Below are 15518 nucleotides of genomic sequence, written 5' to 3' on the forward strand. Positions count from 1 at the left end.
TATGGGAAAGATAGAAAAATGGAATGATCCAAAAAGGGATATAAAGGAAATCATGATGCGATCGGAATCCGGAAGACGGCTTTTAGAGCTGGAAAAACGATCGTTCGAACAAGATTTTATGAATAGAATCGAACAAAAAGAGGATAAAAATGAGCGAAAAGAACCTTCGAAAAGGTCAAGTTTTAAATATACTCCGCAAAGTTTTTGCGCTATCCTAGCGGATCTTACCCGTTGCGAGGGGTTTAGCGACCCTAACACCCGGTTTATATCAAACGATGCGGAACAAATATTGGTACGTTCCGGTGTACCCACATCTGCGGCCGGATTTTTCCTACCTCTGTCGGATGAGACTAGAGCGATAACCGCACAAAACGCACCGCTTGGAACATTCATAGCCTCTTTCAATCGGGCGTTAAACGATCACCTCATATTATCCAAGTTAGGCATTACTCAATTACCGAATTTAGTAGGGGCAAGCCGGGTATGCGAATATTCAGGATCTACGGCTAAATGGGCAGGAGACACGGACAGTGCGCAAAACGGGAAAGGAACGTTCAATAAGGTTGAGCTTACCCCGCACAGGTTAACCGCATATCTTAACGTTAGCCGATTAGAGTTGGCGCAAAACATTGGTATCGCCTCTTTCTTGGCCGACGACCTAGCGCAAGGCGTAGCAGAAGCTATAGAATATGCGGTATTCGGGGACGAGGCTCATTCGGACAACAAGCCGGACGGTTTCTTTACGGGGAAGGATATAACGCAGATGGAGGCTACCTACACTAACATTCTTTCTATAGAGGGTGCCGTAAGGAATAACGGCATGCCTATGAATTGGGCCATGAATGGAGATTGCGAGAGGCGATTAAAAACAACGCAACGCAACGGGTCTTCGATCGTGACCGGGGGACTTTGCAGCGACCGCCCTTATTTTGTGTCCGACATGATCCCAAGGATAACCACGGGAGAAGGTTCAGCGGAGAAGACAGGCGACGGCATTATTTACGGTCGTTGGTCTGATTTCATTCTAGCTTCATGGGGTGCGTTAGAGATTATATATAATCCATACACGCAAGCCATTAACGGACAAGCAACTTTTATCGTTAACTTTTATACGGATTGGACATGGGTAGAAAAATCATTCAAGACGGCAGCGGTAAAAGGCGTATAATTGTCTTCCGTGTATCGGAAAGCGATTATACACGCCTTAAAACAATCGCAAATAAATATCGATCCAGCGTGAGCAACACGGCTAGGCAACTTTTGGGGATCTCAATGGAGAAACTAGAATAAAGAATCAAATGTTGTTGCTTTTTACATAGATCTGTTTTTACCGGATGCTTTAAGCATTCGGTTTTTTTTATGTCTTATTTTATATTCCCAGTGTCGATGGTGCCGATGGTGTCGCTATACTCATTCTTTCGGGTGTCGATGGTGTCGATGGTGCCGCTAAAACAAAACAATTTTTTTTAAACTTATTTCTTCTCTCGCACGAGTTTTAGCGAAGGAAAATACAATAAGCTCTTTAGAAGGGACAATAAAAGGTGGGCACAATGTGGGCACATTTCGCACATATCAAGCAAAATAAAAATCGCTAAACAGCTGATATTACGTTGTTTAGCGATCATCCATCGTGGTCCCACTTGGGCTTGAACCAAGGACTCCCTGATTATGAGTCAGGTGCTCTAACCAACTGAGCTATAGGACCTGTTCAGAGCTAGGCTCTGAAATCGGGTGCAATATTACGATTTATTATCGAGATATGCAAATGTTAAAGGGAAAAACTTATTTTTCCGCGCTTTCTTCTCCGGCGAACTCCATCAAGTATGCTTTGATGAAATCGTCGATCTTTCCATCCATCACACCGTTCACGTCGGAAGTCTGGTAGTTCGTACGATGGTCTTTTACGCGACGGTCATCGAATACGTAACTACGGATCTGCGAACCCCACTCGATCTTTTTCTTTCCGGCCTCCACCTTGGCCTGCTCGGCCATACGATGCTGCAACTCCTTATCGTAAAGGATGGAACGCAATTGACGCATAGCGTTCTCACGGTTCTTGGGTTGGTCGCGAGTCTCGGTATTCTCGATCAAGATCTCTTCTTCCTCGCCTGTATACGGGTCCTTGAACTGATAACGCAAGCGAACTCCGGATTCCACCTTGTTCACGTTCTGTCCTCCGGCGCCGCCCGAACGGAACGTATCCCAAGAGATAGCCGCCGCCTCTACCTTTACCTCGATCGTATCATCCACCAACGGGGTGACGAATACGGAGGCGAAAGAGGTCATTCGTTTACCTTGGGCGTTGTAAGGAGATACACGTACCAAACGATGCACGCCATTCTCGCTCTTTAGATAGCCATAGGCATAATCGCCCTCAATATTGAAGGTCACGGTCTTGATACCGGCCTCATCCCCTTCCTGATAGTTGGCGATAGAGATCTTATAACCGTTATTCTCAGCCCAACGCTGATACATACGCATCAACATGGAAGCCCAATCTTGGCTCTCGGTACCACCGGCACCCGAGTTGATCTTGAGCACGCAGCTCATTTGATCGGCCTCGTCACGAAGCATATTGCGGAACTCCAAGTCTTCCAGTAAATGAAGGGCCTTCTTATAAGCCGCGTCCACCTCTTCCTCGGTGATAATCTCTTCCTTTACATATTCGTAAGCCAACTCTAGCTCCTCAGCCGCCGCATGTACCTCACTGTAAAGCTCGATCCATTTCTTTAGCTCCTTTACTTTCTTCATCTGGACTTCCGCGCGTTTGGCGTCTTCCCAGAAACCGGGGTCTTGCGTACGTAGCTCCTCCTCTTCTAACTGAATGGTCTTGCTATCGATGTCAAAGATACCCCCTCAGCGCCTTATCGCGCTCCAACACGTCATGTAGTTGGTCTGATGTGATCATATGTTCTTTTCTTTTTTAAATTTACCGCGAAGATAAGAAATAGTTGATAGCCGACAAACTCGTTATTCCTCGTACATCGCCTCTATCTCGGTAGCGTACTTCTGCAATACGACCGGACGTCGCAACTTTAGCGTATCCGTCAGCTCGCATCCCATCATGAAGGGTTCCGGCAACAAGGTAAAGCGCTTGATCTTCTCGTAAGAAGCCAAGTTCTTCTGGTGCTCCTCTACCCTAGCCTCGATGAAACGAATGATATCCTTGTTCTTCACCAACTCCTCCCGGCTCTCGAACGAGATGCCTTTTTCCCCGGCATACTTCTCCAACAATGGATAAGCCGGCACGATCAAGGCGCTCACGAACTTACGTTGATCGCCGATAACAGCGATTTGCTCGATATAATTATCACCGCTCATCACCATCTCGATCGCTTGCGGGGCGATATATTTTCCGTTTGAAGTCTTATACAAATCCTTGATTCGTTCCGTAAAGAATAACGTATTACCCTCCAAACGACCAGCGTCGCCGGTACGGAAGAAACCATCTTCGGTGAAAGCCCTCTTCGTCTCTTCCGGTTTATTATAATATCCGGACATCACGGTCTTGCCTTTCACCAAGATCTCGTTATTCCTCGGATCTATTTTCACTTGAACTCCCGGCATTACCTCACCAATAGAACCAAACTGGAATCCGATCTCCGGATAGAAACAAACCGTAGCCGTCGTCTCGCTCAGTCCATAGCCATAAGCGATCGGGATATTCACGGACTGCAAGAACTCATTAATCGTATCCGATAACGGAGCGCCCGCCACCGGGAAAAACCGTCCACGCTCAATACCCAATACCTTCTTCAATAAGGTAAAAACCGTTTTATTGTAAAATTGGAACTTCAACTTCAGACTACACGGGGCCGGAATACCTTTATTCTTATACTCCAGATTATACCTTCGCCCAGTCTCGATAGCATCCAAGAAAATCTTCTTCATGGCCGGAGAGGCGGAGTTGATCTTCTCGTGTACGCCCGCATACACCTTCTCCCAGAAACGAGGCACATTGCACATCAAAGTAGGATGAACCTCCGGCAATGTCTTCTGGATCATTTTCGGGTCTTGGTTGATAGCGATCGTAACCCCTTTATGGAGACAATAATAGCACCAAGCTTTCTCGAAGATATGAGTCATTGGCAAGAAACTCATGGATAGATCCTTGTCGGTTACCAGAGGCAGACGGACATCATGTATCCGCATCGCCTCCAGATAGCAAGAATGAGGAAGCATTACGCCTTTCGACTCACCTGTCGTACCGGACGTATATATAATGGTAGCCAGATCCTCCGGAACGGCTTCCGTCATACGTATTTTCACCGTGCTCTCCGCATGCGCGTTATCCCCCAAGCGCAAGAAATCATCAAAATAAATGGACGTCTTATCTTCCGGATTCATCTTGACCGCCGGATCAAAGACAACCAGACGCTCCAGATACTTAGAGTCCTTCTGTACCTTGAAAGCGTTATTATACTGCAATTGCTCACCCACGAACAACGTGCGGATCTTAGCGTCATTGATGATGTACTCGATTTGTCCCGGAGAATTCGTCGCGTACATCGGGATGGAAACCACCCGGTTACCATACGCACCGAAGTCCGTATATAAACACTGAGGCATATTCTGGGAATAAACCCCGATATTCTCTTGTACCTTTATCCCGAACTCAGCCATCGCCTTGGCCGTAAGCATAACTTTATCGGAAAACTCCCTCCAAGAAATCTTCAACCATTTCCCCGTAGCGTTATCTCTATGTTTCAACGCTGTACGGTTCCCATATTTCTCTGCCTGACGGTGTATTAACTCGGCGAAATGATAATAAATCATAATTCCTTATTTTGAATTGATACCGCGAAAGTACGCTTTTCTCTTCTAAAAGACATGACATCAGTCCTTTTTTTACACATAATTGCTCTTTTTGTGCAAGTATTCGGTTAAATAATAATAATTCATAGTAGCATGTATTGCATAGTACATATGTAATACATACATTTGTAGCATAAAATTAAAAGAGATGAATGCAGAGAACGTAAAATCACAAATGAGGAAAGGGACGTTGGAATATTGCATCCTCCTGCTTCTCAAAAAGGAACCCGCTTACACCTCTGATATCATTCAGAAGTTACAAGAAGCGAAGTTGATCGTTGTGGAAGGCACTTTATATCCTCTTTTAACCCGACTAAAAAATAGCGAGCTATTAAGTTATCAGTGGATAGAATCTACGCAAGGACCGCCACGCAAGTATTACCAACTGACCGAGAAAGGAGAACTATTCCTCGGCGAGCTGGAGGCTTCATGGCAGGAACTAAATGATACAATAAACCACATCAGAAACAATTAAAACGAAAGAGTGATGAAGAAGACACTTACTGTTAATCTGGGAGGCACAGTTTTCCACATTGACGAAGACGCATACCAATTATTAGACAAATATCTGTCTAACCTGCGCATCCACTTCCGCAAAGAAGAGGGTTCGGATGAGATCATGGATGATTTCGAGATGCGTATCTCGGAACTTCTTAACGAGCGTGTCCGCTTAGGCTACGAGGTCATCACGATCGAGCAGGTAGAGGAAGTGATCAAACGGATGGGTAAGCCGGAAGAGATTTTCGAGGAGGAAGAGAAAAGCACCGACCACGAGGATAATTACCGGGCACAACAACAGGAGACTCATACCCAGACGACCAAGAAACGCTTGATGCGTGACCCGGATAACCGTATTCTGGGAGGTGTCGCCGGAGGTTTCGCCGCCTACATGGATTGGGACCCGACTGCCGTACGTATCGTGCTTTTCCTTCTGATGTTCTTCTATGGAATCACGGTTCCGCTTTACTTTTTGTTGTGGATCATCGTACCGATGGCACGTACGGCGACCGAGAAACTCGAGATGCGCGGACAAAGCGTGACGGTGGAGAATATCGGAAAGACCGTGACAGATGGATTCGAGAAAGTCAGCAATAACGTGAACGACTTTATCAGCTCGGATAAGCCGAGGAACTTCTTCCAAAAGCTGGCGGATGTTTTCGTTCTGGTCATCGGGTTCATCCTGAAGTTTTTCATCATATTGGCCGGAATCTTCCTGTTGCCACCGCTAGTACTAGTCGTATTCATTCTGGTAGTCGTAACATTCGCGTTGCTCATGGGTGGGGCCGGACTCATCTATAACCTCTCTCCGTTCGGAGCGGACTTGATAAACGGAGCACCGTTGTCAATGGCAATCATGGGATGCATAGGGACAATCTTATTCATCGGTATCCCCATATTCTCCTTGATATACGCTATTTGCAGCCAATTATTCAAGGTACGCCCCTTACCGACGCAAGCAAGATGGATATTATTAGCCTTATGGCTTATCTCCTTTATATTATGTGGTGTATATATCCATCAATCCGGTATGCTATATGACTGGCATAATTATTGGAACGGTGTACACGATTGGAACAGGAATGCCGTTTGGCTCCCTTAACCTTATCCGAAGGCGTAAAATGAAGATATAGATTTAGTAGTTTATAATGTTTATTGTGTGTTTAAAAAAAGAAGGCCGCTCTGTCACAGAGGGGCCTTTCTTCTAAGGTTAACAAATTTATGAGTAAAAACCACTAATGAATCATATTAATGATTTGCTGTCCCCTTTGCATGATATTGTCACGCATAAAACAGCGGGTACAAATATAACCAATTTTTTATAATTAAAAAATTATATTCAATTATTTGAATTCTTTTCTAATCTTAGCGGCGATCTCGGCCAATTCTTCTTGGCTTACAGCCAATTTCTTCCCGCCGAAATACATATCGGACTCCTTCGTGATAGGAATCAAATGGATATGCGCATGGGGCACTTCCAAGCCCATGACAGCCAACCCTACACGCTTACACTCGATAGCGGTCTCTTGGGCACGAGCTACCCGTTTAGCGAAAGCTACCATCCGTCCCAGCATCGGATCATCGATATCAAAGATATAATCGACCTCCTTCTTGGGAATTACCAAGGTATGCCCCAAGGCTACCGGATTGATATCGAGGAAAGCAAAAAACTCATCGTCTTCCGCAACCTTGTGGCTAGGGATCTCACCCGCCACGATTCTACTGAAAATAGTTGCCATACGTCTTTCTGTTTTTAAATTGAAATATCCATAATCTCAAACGTCATCAAGCCGGAAGGTACACGGATCTCAACGACATCCCCTACCTTCTTTCCCATCAAACCTTGGGCGATCGGCGTGCTTACGGAGATCTTTCCTTCTTTTAGGTTAGCCTCCGAATCCGATACCAACGTGTAGGTCATGACAGCGTTATTCTTCGTATTCTTAATTTTCACCTTGTTCAAAATCTGAACCTCATCTGTTTTCACACGACTCTCATCGATCAGACGGGCGTTTGAGATCAAACCTTTTAACTGCGCAAGCTTAGCCTCCATGATACCTTGAGCCTCTTTGGCGGCATCGTACTCAGCGTTCTCAGATAAGTCACCCTTATCCCTCGCCTCAGCGATCTGGGCTGATATTTCAGGGCGCTTCACGGTCTCCAAATAGTTGATTTCAGCTAAAATCTTATCGTAGCCGTCCTTTGTCATATAACTAACAGCCATATTAAATCCTCCTTATTCTTTATATTAATATTGATTGATTATCGCATAATAAAAAAGAATCCCGACCAAGTCATATGGCCGGAACTCCCCTTTTTTATCATTTCAAGACTCCGCAAAGTTAGGTTATCTTTCTAAGATGAACAAGTTTACGAAAGTGCTTTATAACATATAAATCTGATGATTAAATCATGAACATTTTACAATACGGACTTGATGTCAGCCTCAAGTTTCTTCACGTCGTCCACCCGTTTAACCAAGTTTCCCTTGCGATCCAAGATAAAGATCGCCGGAAGCTGTTTCACGTTATACAACGCCGCGGTCTGAGAGTAAACAGACTGTGGATCACGCACGCAAGTCCAAGGTAAATTAGAAGCGGCGTTCTTCCAGAAGTGGACATCATTATCCAAAGAGATCTGGTAAATCTCCAAGCCCTTATCGTGGTACCTCGTATATAAATCGCCAAATTCCATATTCAAGGCAGGAGACCATTCGGACATATAGGCCGTGAAGTTGATCAACACCACCTTACCTGTAGCGACAGAAGACAATTTCGTGTTTTCCCCATGTACATCCGGCAACTCGATATCCAAGAAACTAACCTCTTTCTTCTCCACCTTATCCAAGTCCATCGGGCGCTGGCTACGAATCACCTTTATCGATTGAAGAGCCAAGTTATACAGATGCTTAGCACGAGGGCTTTCCGGATAATAGTGATCGAAGCTGGTGGCTACGGCACCATAAGCCTTCGAGTCGTTCTTGTCATACAAATCGAAGAACAGCAAGCCGTCGATTTGCTGGAACAAGGCAAAGTAAGCGGCAGCGGACATCGGGGCGGAATAAATATACTTACGAGCCACGTCCTTATAAGCCTCGGCGGCCTCGAGCACCTGACGGGAATATACGGAATCCGCCAACAGACCGGACTCAGACTCTTTCCGTAAACGATGGATCGCTTGGTTCGCGTCTAATTGAGCCAAGGTAATATTCTTGATCGCCTTGCAATTCTCTGAGCCCTCCACGCTATAAGAAGTAGCGAAAGTCCCGGCATCGGCCACGAACGAGATCGTCTCCGTAGAATCTACCGAGAAGTTGATCAATTGGTTATTCAGACGCAAGCGATAAAAATCCGGGAATGCCGGACGAGGCTTCGTAAAGCTGAATTTACCGGCCGCCGTCAGTTTTACGGAGTCCATCAACTCTACCGTCGACACACCTACATTCTCCAGATACATCATCTGGCCATCAGCGCCGGACACTACACCTTCCACCGTAAAATCAGAATTCTTCTTACAAGCCGTGAACAAAAGCAACATAACACACAGCACAGCTAGTAAATTCGTAGATATTTGTTTCATTATTCCAGTTTGTCTATATTACTAATCCGGTGCAAATATACATTATTTTACAATTGTGGCACTATTATTCCGTATTTCTTCAAGGCTTTTTTCAAAAAAAGTATTTCAAGACTGTTATTTCTTTTCATTTTCATGCAATTACAGGTAAACTTTCATTACATTTGCACCAATTTTTGACAGATAGAAAAATAAGAAAAAAGATTATGCTTAATCCAATTAACAAGACGATCGAGTTAGGTGATGGAAGAACCATTACCATCGAAACCGGGAAATTGGCCAAACAGGCGGACGGAGCGGTTACCGTTCGTATGAACAACACCGTGTTGCTCGCCACTGTTTGTGCCGCTAAAGATGCGAACCCGGGTGTTGACTTCATGCCGTTGCAAGTAGAATACAAAGAGAAATACTCCGCTTTTGGACGTTTCCCCGGAGGTTTTACAAAAAGAGAAGGAAAAGCTTCTGATTATGAAATCCTCACATCTCGTTTAGTAGACCGTGCGTTGCGTCCTCTTTTCCCGGACAACTACCACGCTGAGGTATATGTAAATATTATATTGTTCTCCGCGGATGGCGAAGATTTGCCGGACGCATTAGCAGGTTTGGCCGCTTCCGCCGCTTTGGCAGTTTCTGATATTCCTTTTAACGGACCGATCTCTGAGGTTCGCGTAGCTCGTACGGATGGAAAATACATCGTCAACCCAACTTCCGCGGAATTGGAGAAAGCTGATATCGACATCATGGTTGCCGCTACCATAGACAACATCATGATGGTTGAGGGTGAGATGAACGAGGTTCAGGAATCTGAGATGCTTGAGGCTATCAAGGTCGCTCACGAGGCTATCAAGGTACAATGCAAGGCTCAATTGGAATTATCCGAGGCTTGCGGCAAATTGGTAAAACGCGAATATTGCCACGAGGTAAACGATGACGAGTTGCGCAAGGACGTACACGACAAATGTTACGCCAAGGCTTACGCCGTAGCCACATCCGGTAGCGGCAAGCACGAACGCAGCGAGGCATTCGAGAAAATCGTAGAGGAATACAAGGCTCAATTCTCCGAGGAGGAGTTGACGGACGAGAAACTGGAAATGATCGGTCGCTACTATCACGATGTAGAGAAAGAGGCTATGCGCCGTGCCATCCTTGATGAGGGCAAGCGTTTGGACGGTCGTAAGACTACCGAGATCCGTCCGATCTGGATCGAGACAGATTGCCTGCCGGGTCCTCACGGTTCCGCTATCTTTACACGTGGAGAGACTCAGTCTTTATCTACGGTAACTTTAGGTACGAAGTCTGATGAGAAAATGATAGACGACGTATTGAACCATGGATACGAGCGTTTCCTTTTACATTATAACTTCCCCCCGTTCTCCACAGGCGAGGCCAAAGCAACACGTGGTGTAGGCCGTCGTGAGATCGGACACGGTAACTTGGCTCACCGTGCGCTGAAACGTATGATCCCGGACAACTATCCGTATGTAGTACGTGTAATCTCCGATATCTTGGAGTCTAACGGTTCTTCTTCTATGGCTACGGTTTGCGCCGGTACCTTGGCGTTGAGAGACGCAGGTGTTCCGATGAAGAAACCGGTATCCGGTATCGCTATGGGATTGATCTCCGAGAACAAGGGTACGAACTACGCCATCTTGTCTGATATCTTAGGCGACGAGGATCACTTGGGTGATATGGACTTCAAGGTAACGGGTACGAAAGACGGTATCACGGCTACCCAGATGGATATCAAGGTAGACGGTTTGTCTTACGAGATCCTTGAGAATGCTTTGGCTCAAGCGAAAGAGGGTCGTATGCATATCTTGGGCAAGATATTGGAGGCTCAACCGGAAGCTCGCGAGGATTTGAAACCTCATGCACCTCGTATCGAGACGATGATTATCGGTAAAGAATTCATCGGTGCGGTAATCGGCCCGGGCGGTAAGATCATCCAAGGTATCCAAGAGAAGACGGGAGCTACGGTATCTATCGATGAGGTAGACGGCGTAGGAAAGATCGAGATCTCCGGCACGAATAAGGCTACGATCGACGCGGCTGTCAAGGCGATCAAAGGTATCGTGGCTGTTCCTGAGATCGGAGAGGTTTATGAAGGAAAGATTTCCTCTATCATGCCTTATGGTGCGTTCGTTGAGTTCATGCCGGGCAAGGATGGTTTGCTTCACATTTCCGAGATCGACTGGAAACGTCTGGAGACCGTTGAGCAAGCCGGCTTGAAGGAAGGCGATACGGTTTCTGTCAAGTTGGTTGATATCGATCCGAAGACAGGCAAGTTCAAACTTTCCCGCAAGGTATTGCTTCCGAAACCGGAAGGTTACGAGGAACGTCCACCAAGACCAGAAAGAGGTGAGCGTGGACCTCGTCCAGACCGTGGAGACCGTGGTCCTCGTCAAGATCGTGGTGATCGCGGACCTCGCAGGGAGTACAGAGACTAAGATAAGGTCTTATACATTATATATAATCCCGGGTAGATTAAACGCTATCCGGGATTTTTTTATCAAATCATCTACCACACCTACAACTATAGCTATAAGCAATTGGTCATAAGTTATTTATCGAGTGGTGGTAGATAAATAGCATCTACCACTATTGGCTCGTATCTACCACCATTTACTACTTTTCAATCACAAAACACCATCGTCCCCTACTCGCCAACCGCATTATTAGTCCTATCTTTTTCAAGAAGCGGCAGAAGACGGAGACATTGCTTAGCCGGCAAGCTATCTATTTGATCATGCTTCATATATCATCTAAAAAACTGATTAATTGATATTTATAGTTTTTCTTAGTATAAAACAAAAGTTTTCCGCTATGGAAACATTTGTTTCCTCATGAGGAAACCTTAGTTTTGTGCTTACGAAACTTTAGTTTTCCCTAGGAGAAACTGTTTGCTCTTGTATGTTAATCTATTATCATGTATCTCTAATCTGAACGCACAAGTATTTAAATTAGAAAACGGCTTAGCTTTTTCGAAATTACAAACAAAAGGAGTCAAAGGTGCAAATATAGATTTATACCCCCATAAGTTAACGACTTATCAAATATCATTAGATATCGAGTATTTACAAACAAAACATTTCTATTTATCAAGTTCCATTGGTTACCTTGAAAAAGGAGGCAAATATACAGACATTGTAAATCAATCCATGAGTGAGAGACATATCAATCAGTATATAACAATACAAAACAAAGAAATTCTCAACATCCTCATCACTAATTTTTATGTTATTACTAAAATTACCGGATAGCAAACCTAGTACAGACTAAACAAACGACCATAAACCTTATATCCAGGCCATGATCATCGTTTAGCCTGCACAAACAGTAACGTTTAATAAATATAAGCGTAATTCCAAACCAAAGCATTCAAACTGGGATCCCATCGATTCCACTGACGCCCCAGCATATCATATTTAACTTGATATGCAGCCGTTTTCATATAGAATCTATTACCTGTTTGACCATCTACCGCACAACCTCGCAGTCCCCCACCAATTGAGTTCGGATCAAATCCACATTTTGGAGACTCTTTAGTTACTCCCAGGGTTCCGTCCGGAAGGGTCACCATTTTTCTAACAATATAGATATCACAAAAGTAATAACCAGTAGGAATATTTGTAGGTGATTTGTTGATAAGAACTTTTTTATTTTCTTCCACTAAGAATGTGTTATCATATCCTGTCACACTAAAAGTCTCACTCGTAGCCTTAGTCTCAATTAATGGGGATTGTTCTGATTCCATAAATTCACCCATAAGTTCAATAAACTGATTCCACGTAATTGCACCATTAGCTTCCGCACATTTCCTCAAATCTTCTTCACTCATGTTATCATAGTCAAGACCATCTCCTACGATAACCTCTTCTTGGTTAGAACAAGAAGACACAAAAAACAAAAACAAACATGATAAAATTAGAATCTTTTTCATACAAAAAACTATTTATAAATTAAACATTGAATAATCAAAGAAATTAAATATTACAAATCATCCTCACATTCAATTTTAGAAAAGAATAAAAAACTCTTCATAGATGTTGTCTCCTTCTACTCTTATTAAATAAGGTTTAAATAAAAGACCTTGCATGGAAATACAATAGCTCTGAGAAGTAGAAAGAGGTACAGACTCTTCATATACGAGCATCCCACTATCATCAACAATTTGTATAAACACATTGTCTAATGGCTTCATAAAATAGAACATGATTCCATCATTTACAATCTTCACTTCTACCGGATTAGGAGAAATAGAGCGCTCCTCTTCCTCATCACGCTCATTCTTATGCTCTCTTCCAGCCACCGTATGTGTCCATAAGCATACACAACTCAATAAAGTCAAAAATAAAAATCTTTTCATCCCATTCATTTTTTGACTGCAAAAGTATCCGATAAGGTTGGATTCGGGGCTAAAACACTGTTCGCTTTTTGTTCGCTTTTTGTTCGCAGAGTTGTATAAGGCTAAAGACCAGCGATTAATTCATCCAGTTCATTCGGGGTTCCATCCTCTCCCTTTATTTTTTTATAAAGCCGTTTACGGGATGAGGATACGGAGGGTTTGGAGCGACCCAAGATTTTTGCCATATCAGTTACCTTGACTGATATCTTTATCAAGTAACAAATCCGGAGTTCTATCAATGACATTCCCGAATATAACTGATATAGACGATTCGTAAAATTATTGTATGTCTTATCTAACTCCTTCCGTAAAGCATTCCAATCTTCTTCCCTGATTATCTGATCTGCCTCATTCGTGGAATGGAATTTCATATAGATATCCGAATGCCTTAAATCCGACTCTAACAAATCACGCTCGGTACGCCGCAACTGTATTTGTTCATTGGTCACTTGCAAAAGTTCTTTTCGCACATGAAGCAATGAATTTGTATCTTCATGGTCTTTAGATAGTAAGGTTCCCAATTCATTCAATTTCACGTTATTCGCTTCTACATATTGAAAACTTCTCTCATATTGTTCTTGCTTTTCCCGCTGAAGCGCCTCAAACTGCCTAGCCAACCGCTCTTTCTGCCGTTTCAGTCTATATATAAACAATAAGGTTATCGAAAGCCCCAATCCGAACAAGGATAATATCCGGTAAATACGAATCTGCATCCGGTCATTCTCGCCCTTTAGCCGTAAATTCTCAGTTTCCCGCTTTTGATAATTATATAAAGAGGTCATTTTACGGATTTCCTCCGAATCGGTTATCTTGCGGATGGAATCTTGCACTTGCTGGCCAAGACGGACATAGCGAATAGCCTCCCGATAATTCAACCGACGCTCATACAAAAACGACAAGTACTCATAAATAGCGTCTCTAACATATAAATCAGGACTATCCAAGCATCTCCTTAAATAGTAGTCGGCAGAGTCCAATCTTCCCACCTCTAAATAAATATGTCCCAATGTAGAATAAGTGGGGTACATATTCCGGCCTACGGAATCTTTTAATGATTCAAACAAACATTCCAATGCCTTATCATACATTCCCAATTCCCGGTAAAGATCACCCTGCTCAGTCAATATACCGGAATATCGATGTCTATTTCCTGTTTCATTCGCTATAATTGCCGCTTTTTGAAAATAGAGAAGCGCACTGTCATTCTTATCGACCATATCATATACCCGGGCAATATCTCTCAGCACAAGAGACAAACTAGTACTATCTCCTTTCAGTAATTTATACTCAGCCGCTTTCTCATACATACGGATCGCCTCTTCATATACATTCTGATAATCATAAAGCATCCCCATCTGCGAATAGACATTGGACAATAATCGGTACTTTCTCGTATCTCCCGCCACATCCAATGCCTTTTGGAAATACTTCAACGCTTCCGGAGCATCGTTCAGATCCCGGTAGACACGTCCCATATAGTAATAAGACTCCAGTAATTTATCCCGATCGCCATATACCTCATAAAAAGCGGTGATTCGCTTGATCAGGGAATCGGAAGTATGCCGGACATACATCTTATCATTGACCTTCAAGTCGAGCAAGTCATAATACATACGCTGTTCCTCATCAAAGGACGAAAGGCTATCCCGCAATCGATCCAACAAAGGGGGGGCTTCCTCCGGATTTGTATCCGCAAGGGATTCGATCTGCAACAGGGTAGCGGGATAAGGCTTCCCCCGATGATCGCAAGCATAAAAAGCCGAGATCAAGACCGACATCAAGAGGATGTATATACGAGGCATTGGAAATCTGTTTTATCACTTAAACGCAACAAAGGTAAAAAATTAAAGTGTAATAGTTTCATTGATATTTATACAAACTTTTGAAAACCAATACGCAAAGTACGCTACGACCGGATACTTACAGGTTTTGCTTTCTACTCTTAACAGATCTGGGTACTTTTTGCTATCTATCTTAAACAAATCGTATATTTCTCATTCAATCAATCAGCGTATGGATAGCCTATTTATTAAACAAGAACGATTACTGGCACAAACGAGCACCCGTATCATAAGAATAGCGGATCTCCCCGATTCCTTCATCTTGGCTGACAATATGGAGTTCGCCTCTGGCAAGAAACTACCGTTGTGGATCGTGGGATTAACCTATTAAAAAAACACGTACGACTTTTTTTTTAAAAAAAAAGCGGTATCCAGCTTGCCGC

General features: G+C 43.7%; 13 protein-coding genes and 1 tRNA gene. 5 read left to right on the top strand and 9 right to left on the bottom strand.

Annotated features, from left to right (window positions below):
- The first annotated feature begins 1 nt into the window (after position 1).
- Positions 2-1168 (top strand): phage major capsid protein, encoded by a 1167-nt coding sequence (locus tag DWX84_RS09065; RefSeq protein WP_122377495.1) that lies wholly within the window; start codon positions 2-4, stop codon positions 1166-1168.
- A 463-nt stretch (positions 1169-1631) separates the two neighbouring features.
- On the opposite strand, the gene DWX84_RS09070 is transcribed toward DWX84_RS09065, so the two are convergent.
- The 3 genes from DWX84_RS09070 to DWX84_RS09080 form a co-directional block, all read right to left on the bottom strand.
- Positions 1632-1705: transfer RNA gene (locus DWX84_RS09070), tRNA-Ile, on the bottom strand.
- Positions 1706-1782: 77 nt separating this feature from the next.
- Positions 1783-2908 (bottom strand): peptide chain release factor 2 gene (gene prfB, locus DWX84_RS09075; RefSeq protein ID WP_121961138.1). Its coding sequence is split into 2 segments (ribosomal slippage): positions 1783-2844 and positions 2846-2908, totalling 1125 coding nucleotides; the frame shifts between segments, so codons are not numbered across the junction.
- Positions 2909-2970: 62 nt separating this feature from the next.
- Positions 2971-4776 (bottom strand): long-chain fatty acid--CoA ligase, encoded by a 1806-nt coding sequence (locus DWX84_RS09080; RefSeq protein ID WP_121961139.1) that lies wholly within the window; start codon positions 4774-4776, stop codon positions 2971-2973.
- A 187-nt stretch (positions 4777-4963) separates the two neighbouring features.
- Between DWX84_RS09080 and DWX84_RS09085 the strand changes: the two genes are divergently transcribed.
- Positions 4964-5290: a PadR family transcriptional regulator gene (locus DWX84_RS09085; protein WP_005860828.1), complete on the top strand. Its 327-nt coding sequence runs from the start codon at positions 4964-4966 to the stop codon at positions 5288-5290.
- Positions 5291-5302: 12 nt separating this feature from the next.
- The gene (locus DWX84_RS09090) at positions 5303-6415 is read left to right on the top strand and encodes a PspC domain-containing protein (protein ID WP_005864147.1); all 1113 of its coding nucleotides are present in this window, start codon (positions 5303-5305) and stop codon (positions 6413-6415) included.
- A 241-nt stretch (positions 6416-6656) separates the two neighbouring features.
- Here the strand turns inward: DWX84_RS09090 and DWX84_RS09095 are convergent, their stop codons facing one another.
- The 3 genes from DWX84_RS09095 to DWX84_RS09105 form a co-directional block, all read right to left on the bottom strand.
- Positions 6657-7052, bottom strand: coding sequence for an HIT family protein (locus tag DWX84_RS09095; RefSeq protein WP_005860824.1), 396 nt, complete (start codon positions 7050-7052; stop codon positions 6657-6659).
- Between the two features lie 14 nt (positions 7053-7066).
- The gene (greA, locus tag DWX84_RS09100) at positions 7067-7537 is read right to left on the bottom strand and encodes a transcription elongation factor GreA (protein WP_005860822.1); all 471 of its coding nucleotides are present in this window, start codon (positions 7535-7537) and stop codon (positions 7067-7069) included.
- 197 nt (positions 7538-7734) lie between these two features.
- A complete protein-coding gene (locus tag DWX84_RS09105; RefSeq protein WP_005864144.1) occupies positions 7735-8892 on the bottom strand; it encodes a TlpA disulfide reductase family protein in 1158 nt (385 codons plus the stop codon).
- Between the two features lie 203 nt (positions 8893-9095).
- On the opposite strand from DWX84_RS09105, the gene pnp reads away from it, so the two are divergent.
- Positions 9096-11336, top strand: a complete 2241-nt coding sequence (gene pnp / locus DWX84_RS09110) for a polyribonucleotide nucleotidyltransferase (protein WP_005864142.1) — start codon at positions 9096-9098, stop codon at positions 11334-11336.
- Between the two features lie 896 nt (positions 11337-12232).
- On the opposite strand, the gene DWX84_RS09120 is transcribed toward pnp, so the two are convergent.
- The 3 genes from DWX84_RS09120 to DWX84_RS09130 form a co-directional block, all read right to left on the bottom strand.
- Positions 12233-12829, bottom strand: a complete 597-nt coding sequence (locus DWX84_RS09120; RefSeq protein WP_005864140.1) for a hypothetical protein — start codon at positions 12827-12829, stop codon at positions 12233-12235.
- Positions 12830-12904: 75 nt separating this feature from the next.
- Positions 12905-13255, bottom strand: coding sequence for a DUF3244 domain-containing protein (locus tag DWX84_RS09125; protein WP_005864139.1), 351 nt, complete (start codon positions 13253-13255; stop codon positions 12905-12907).
- 101 nt (positions 13256-13356) lie between these two features.
- Positions 13357-15096 (bottom strand): tetratricopeptide repeat protein, encoded by a 1740-nt coding sequence (locus DWX84_RS09130; protein ID WP_005864137.1) that lies wholly within the window; start codon positions 15094-15096, stop codon positions 13357-13359.
- Between the two features lie 211 nt (positions 15097-15307).
- Here DWX84_RS09130 and DWX84_RS21625 point away from each other — a divergent pair, with 211 nt between their 5' ends.
- On the top strand, positions 15308-15466 hold the full coding sequence (locus tag DWX84_RS21625; RefSeq protein ID WP_008778786.1) for a hypothetical protein: 159 nt from the start codon (positions 15308-15310) through the stop codon (positions 15464-15466).
- Positions 15467-15518 lie beyond the last annotated feature (52 nt).

This window comes from Parabacteroides sp. AF21-43, assembly GCF_003635435.1.
GTDB lineage: Bacteria > Bacteroidota > Bacteroidia > Bacteroidales > Tannerellaceae > Parabacteroides > Parabacteroides distasonis.

Excerpts from the sequence above, each read along its gene's own strand:
- DWX84_RS09065 (WP_122377495.1), top strand. The coding sequence starts at position 2 with ATGGGAAAGATAGAAAAATGGAATGATCCAAAAAGGGATATAAAGGAA.
- DWX84_RS09080 (WP_121961139.1), bottom strand. The coding sequence starts at position 4,776 with ATGATTTATTATCATTTCGCCGAGTTAATACACCGTCAGGCAGAGAAA.
- DWX84_RS09085 (WP_005860828.1), top strand. The coding sequence starts at position 4,964 with ATGAATGCAGAGAACGTAAAATCACAAATGAGGAAAGGGACGTTGGAA.
- DWX84_RS09090 (WP_005864147.1), top strand. The coding sequence starts at position 5,303 with ATGAAGAAGACACTTACTGTTAATCTGGGAGGCACAGTTTTCCACATT.
- DWX84_RS09095 (WP_005860824.1), bottom strand. The coding sequence starts at position 7,052 with ATGGCAACTATTTTCAGTAGAATCGTGGCGGGTGAGATCCCTAGCCAC.
- greA (WP_005860822.1), bottom strand. The coding sequence starts at position 7,537 with ATGGCTGTTAGTTATATGACAAAGGACGGCTACGATAAGATTTTAGCT.
- DWX84_RS09105 (WP_005864144.1), bottom strand. The coding sequence starts at position 8,892 with ATGAAACAAATATCTACGAATTTACTAGCTGTGCTGTGTGTTATGTTG.
- pnp (WP_005864142.1), top strand. The coding sequence starts at position 9,096 with ATGCTTAATCCAATTAACAAGACGATCGAGTTAGGTGATGGAAGAACC.
- DWX84_RS09120 (WP_005864140.1), bottom strand. The coding sequence starts at position 12,829 with ATGAAAAAGATTCTAATTTTATCATGTTTGTTTTTGTTTTTTGTGTCT.
- DWX84_RS09125 (WP_005864139.1), bottom strand. The coding sequence starts at position 13,255 with ATGAAAAGATTTTTATTTTTGACTTTATTGAGTTGTGTATGCTTATGG.
- DWX84_RS09130 (WP_005864137.1), bottom strand. The coding sequence starts at position 15,096 with ATGCCTCGTATATACATCCTCTTGATGTCGGTCTTGATCTCGGCTTTT.
- DWX84_RS21625 (WP_008778786.1), top strand. The coding sequence starts at position 15,308 with ATGGATAGCCTATTTATTAAACAAGAACGATTACTGGCACAAACGAGC.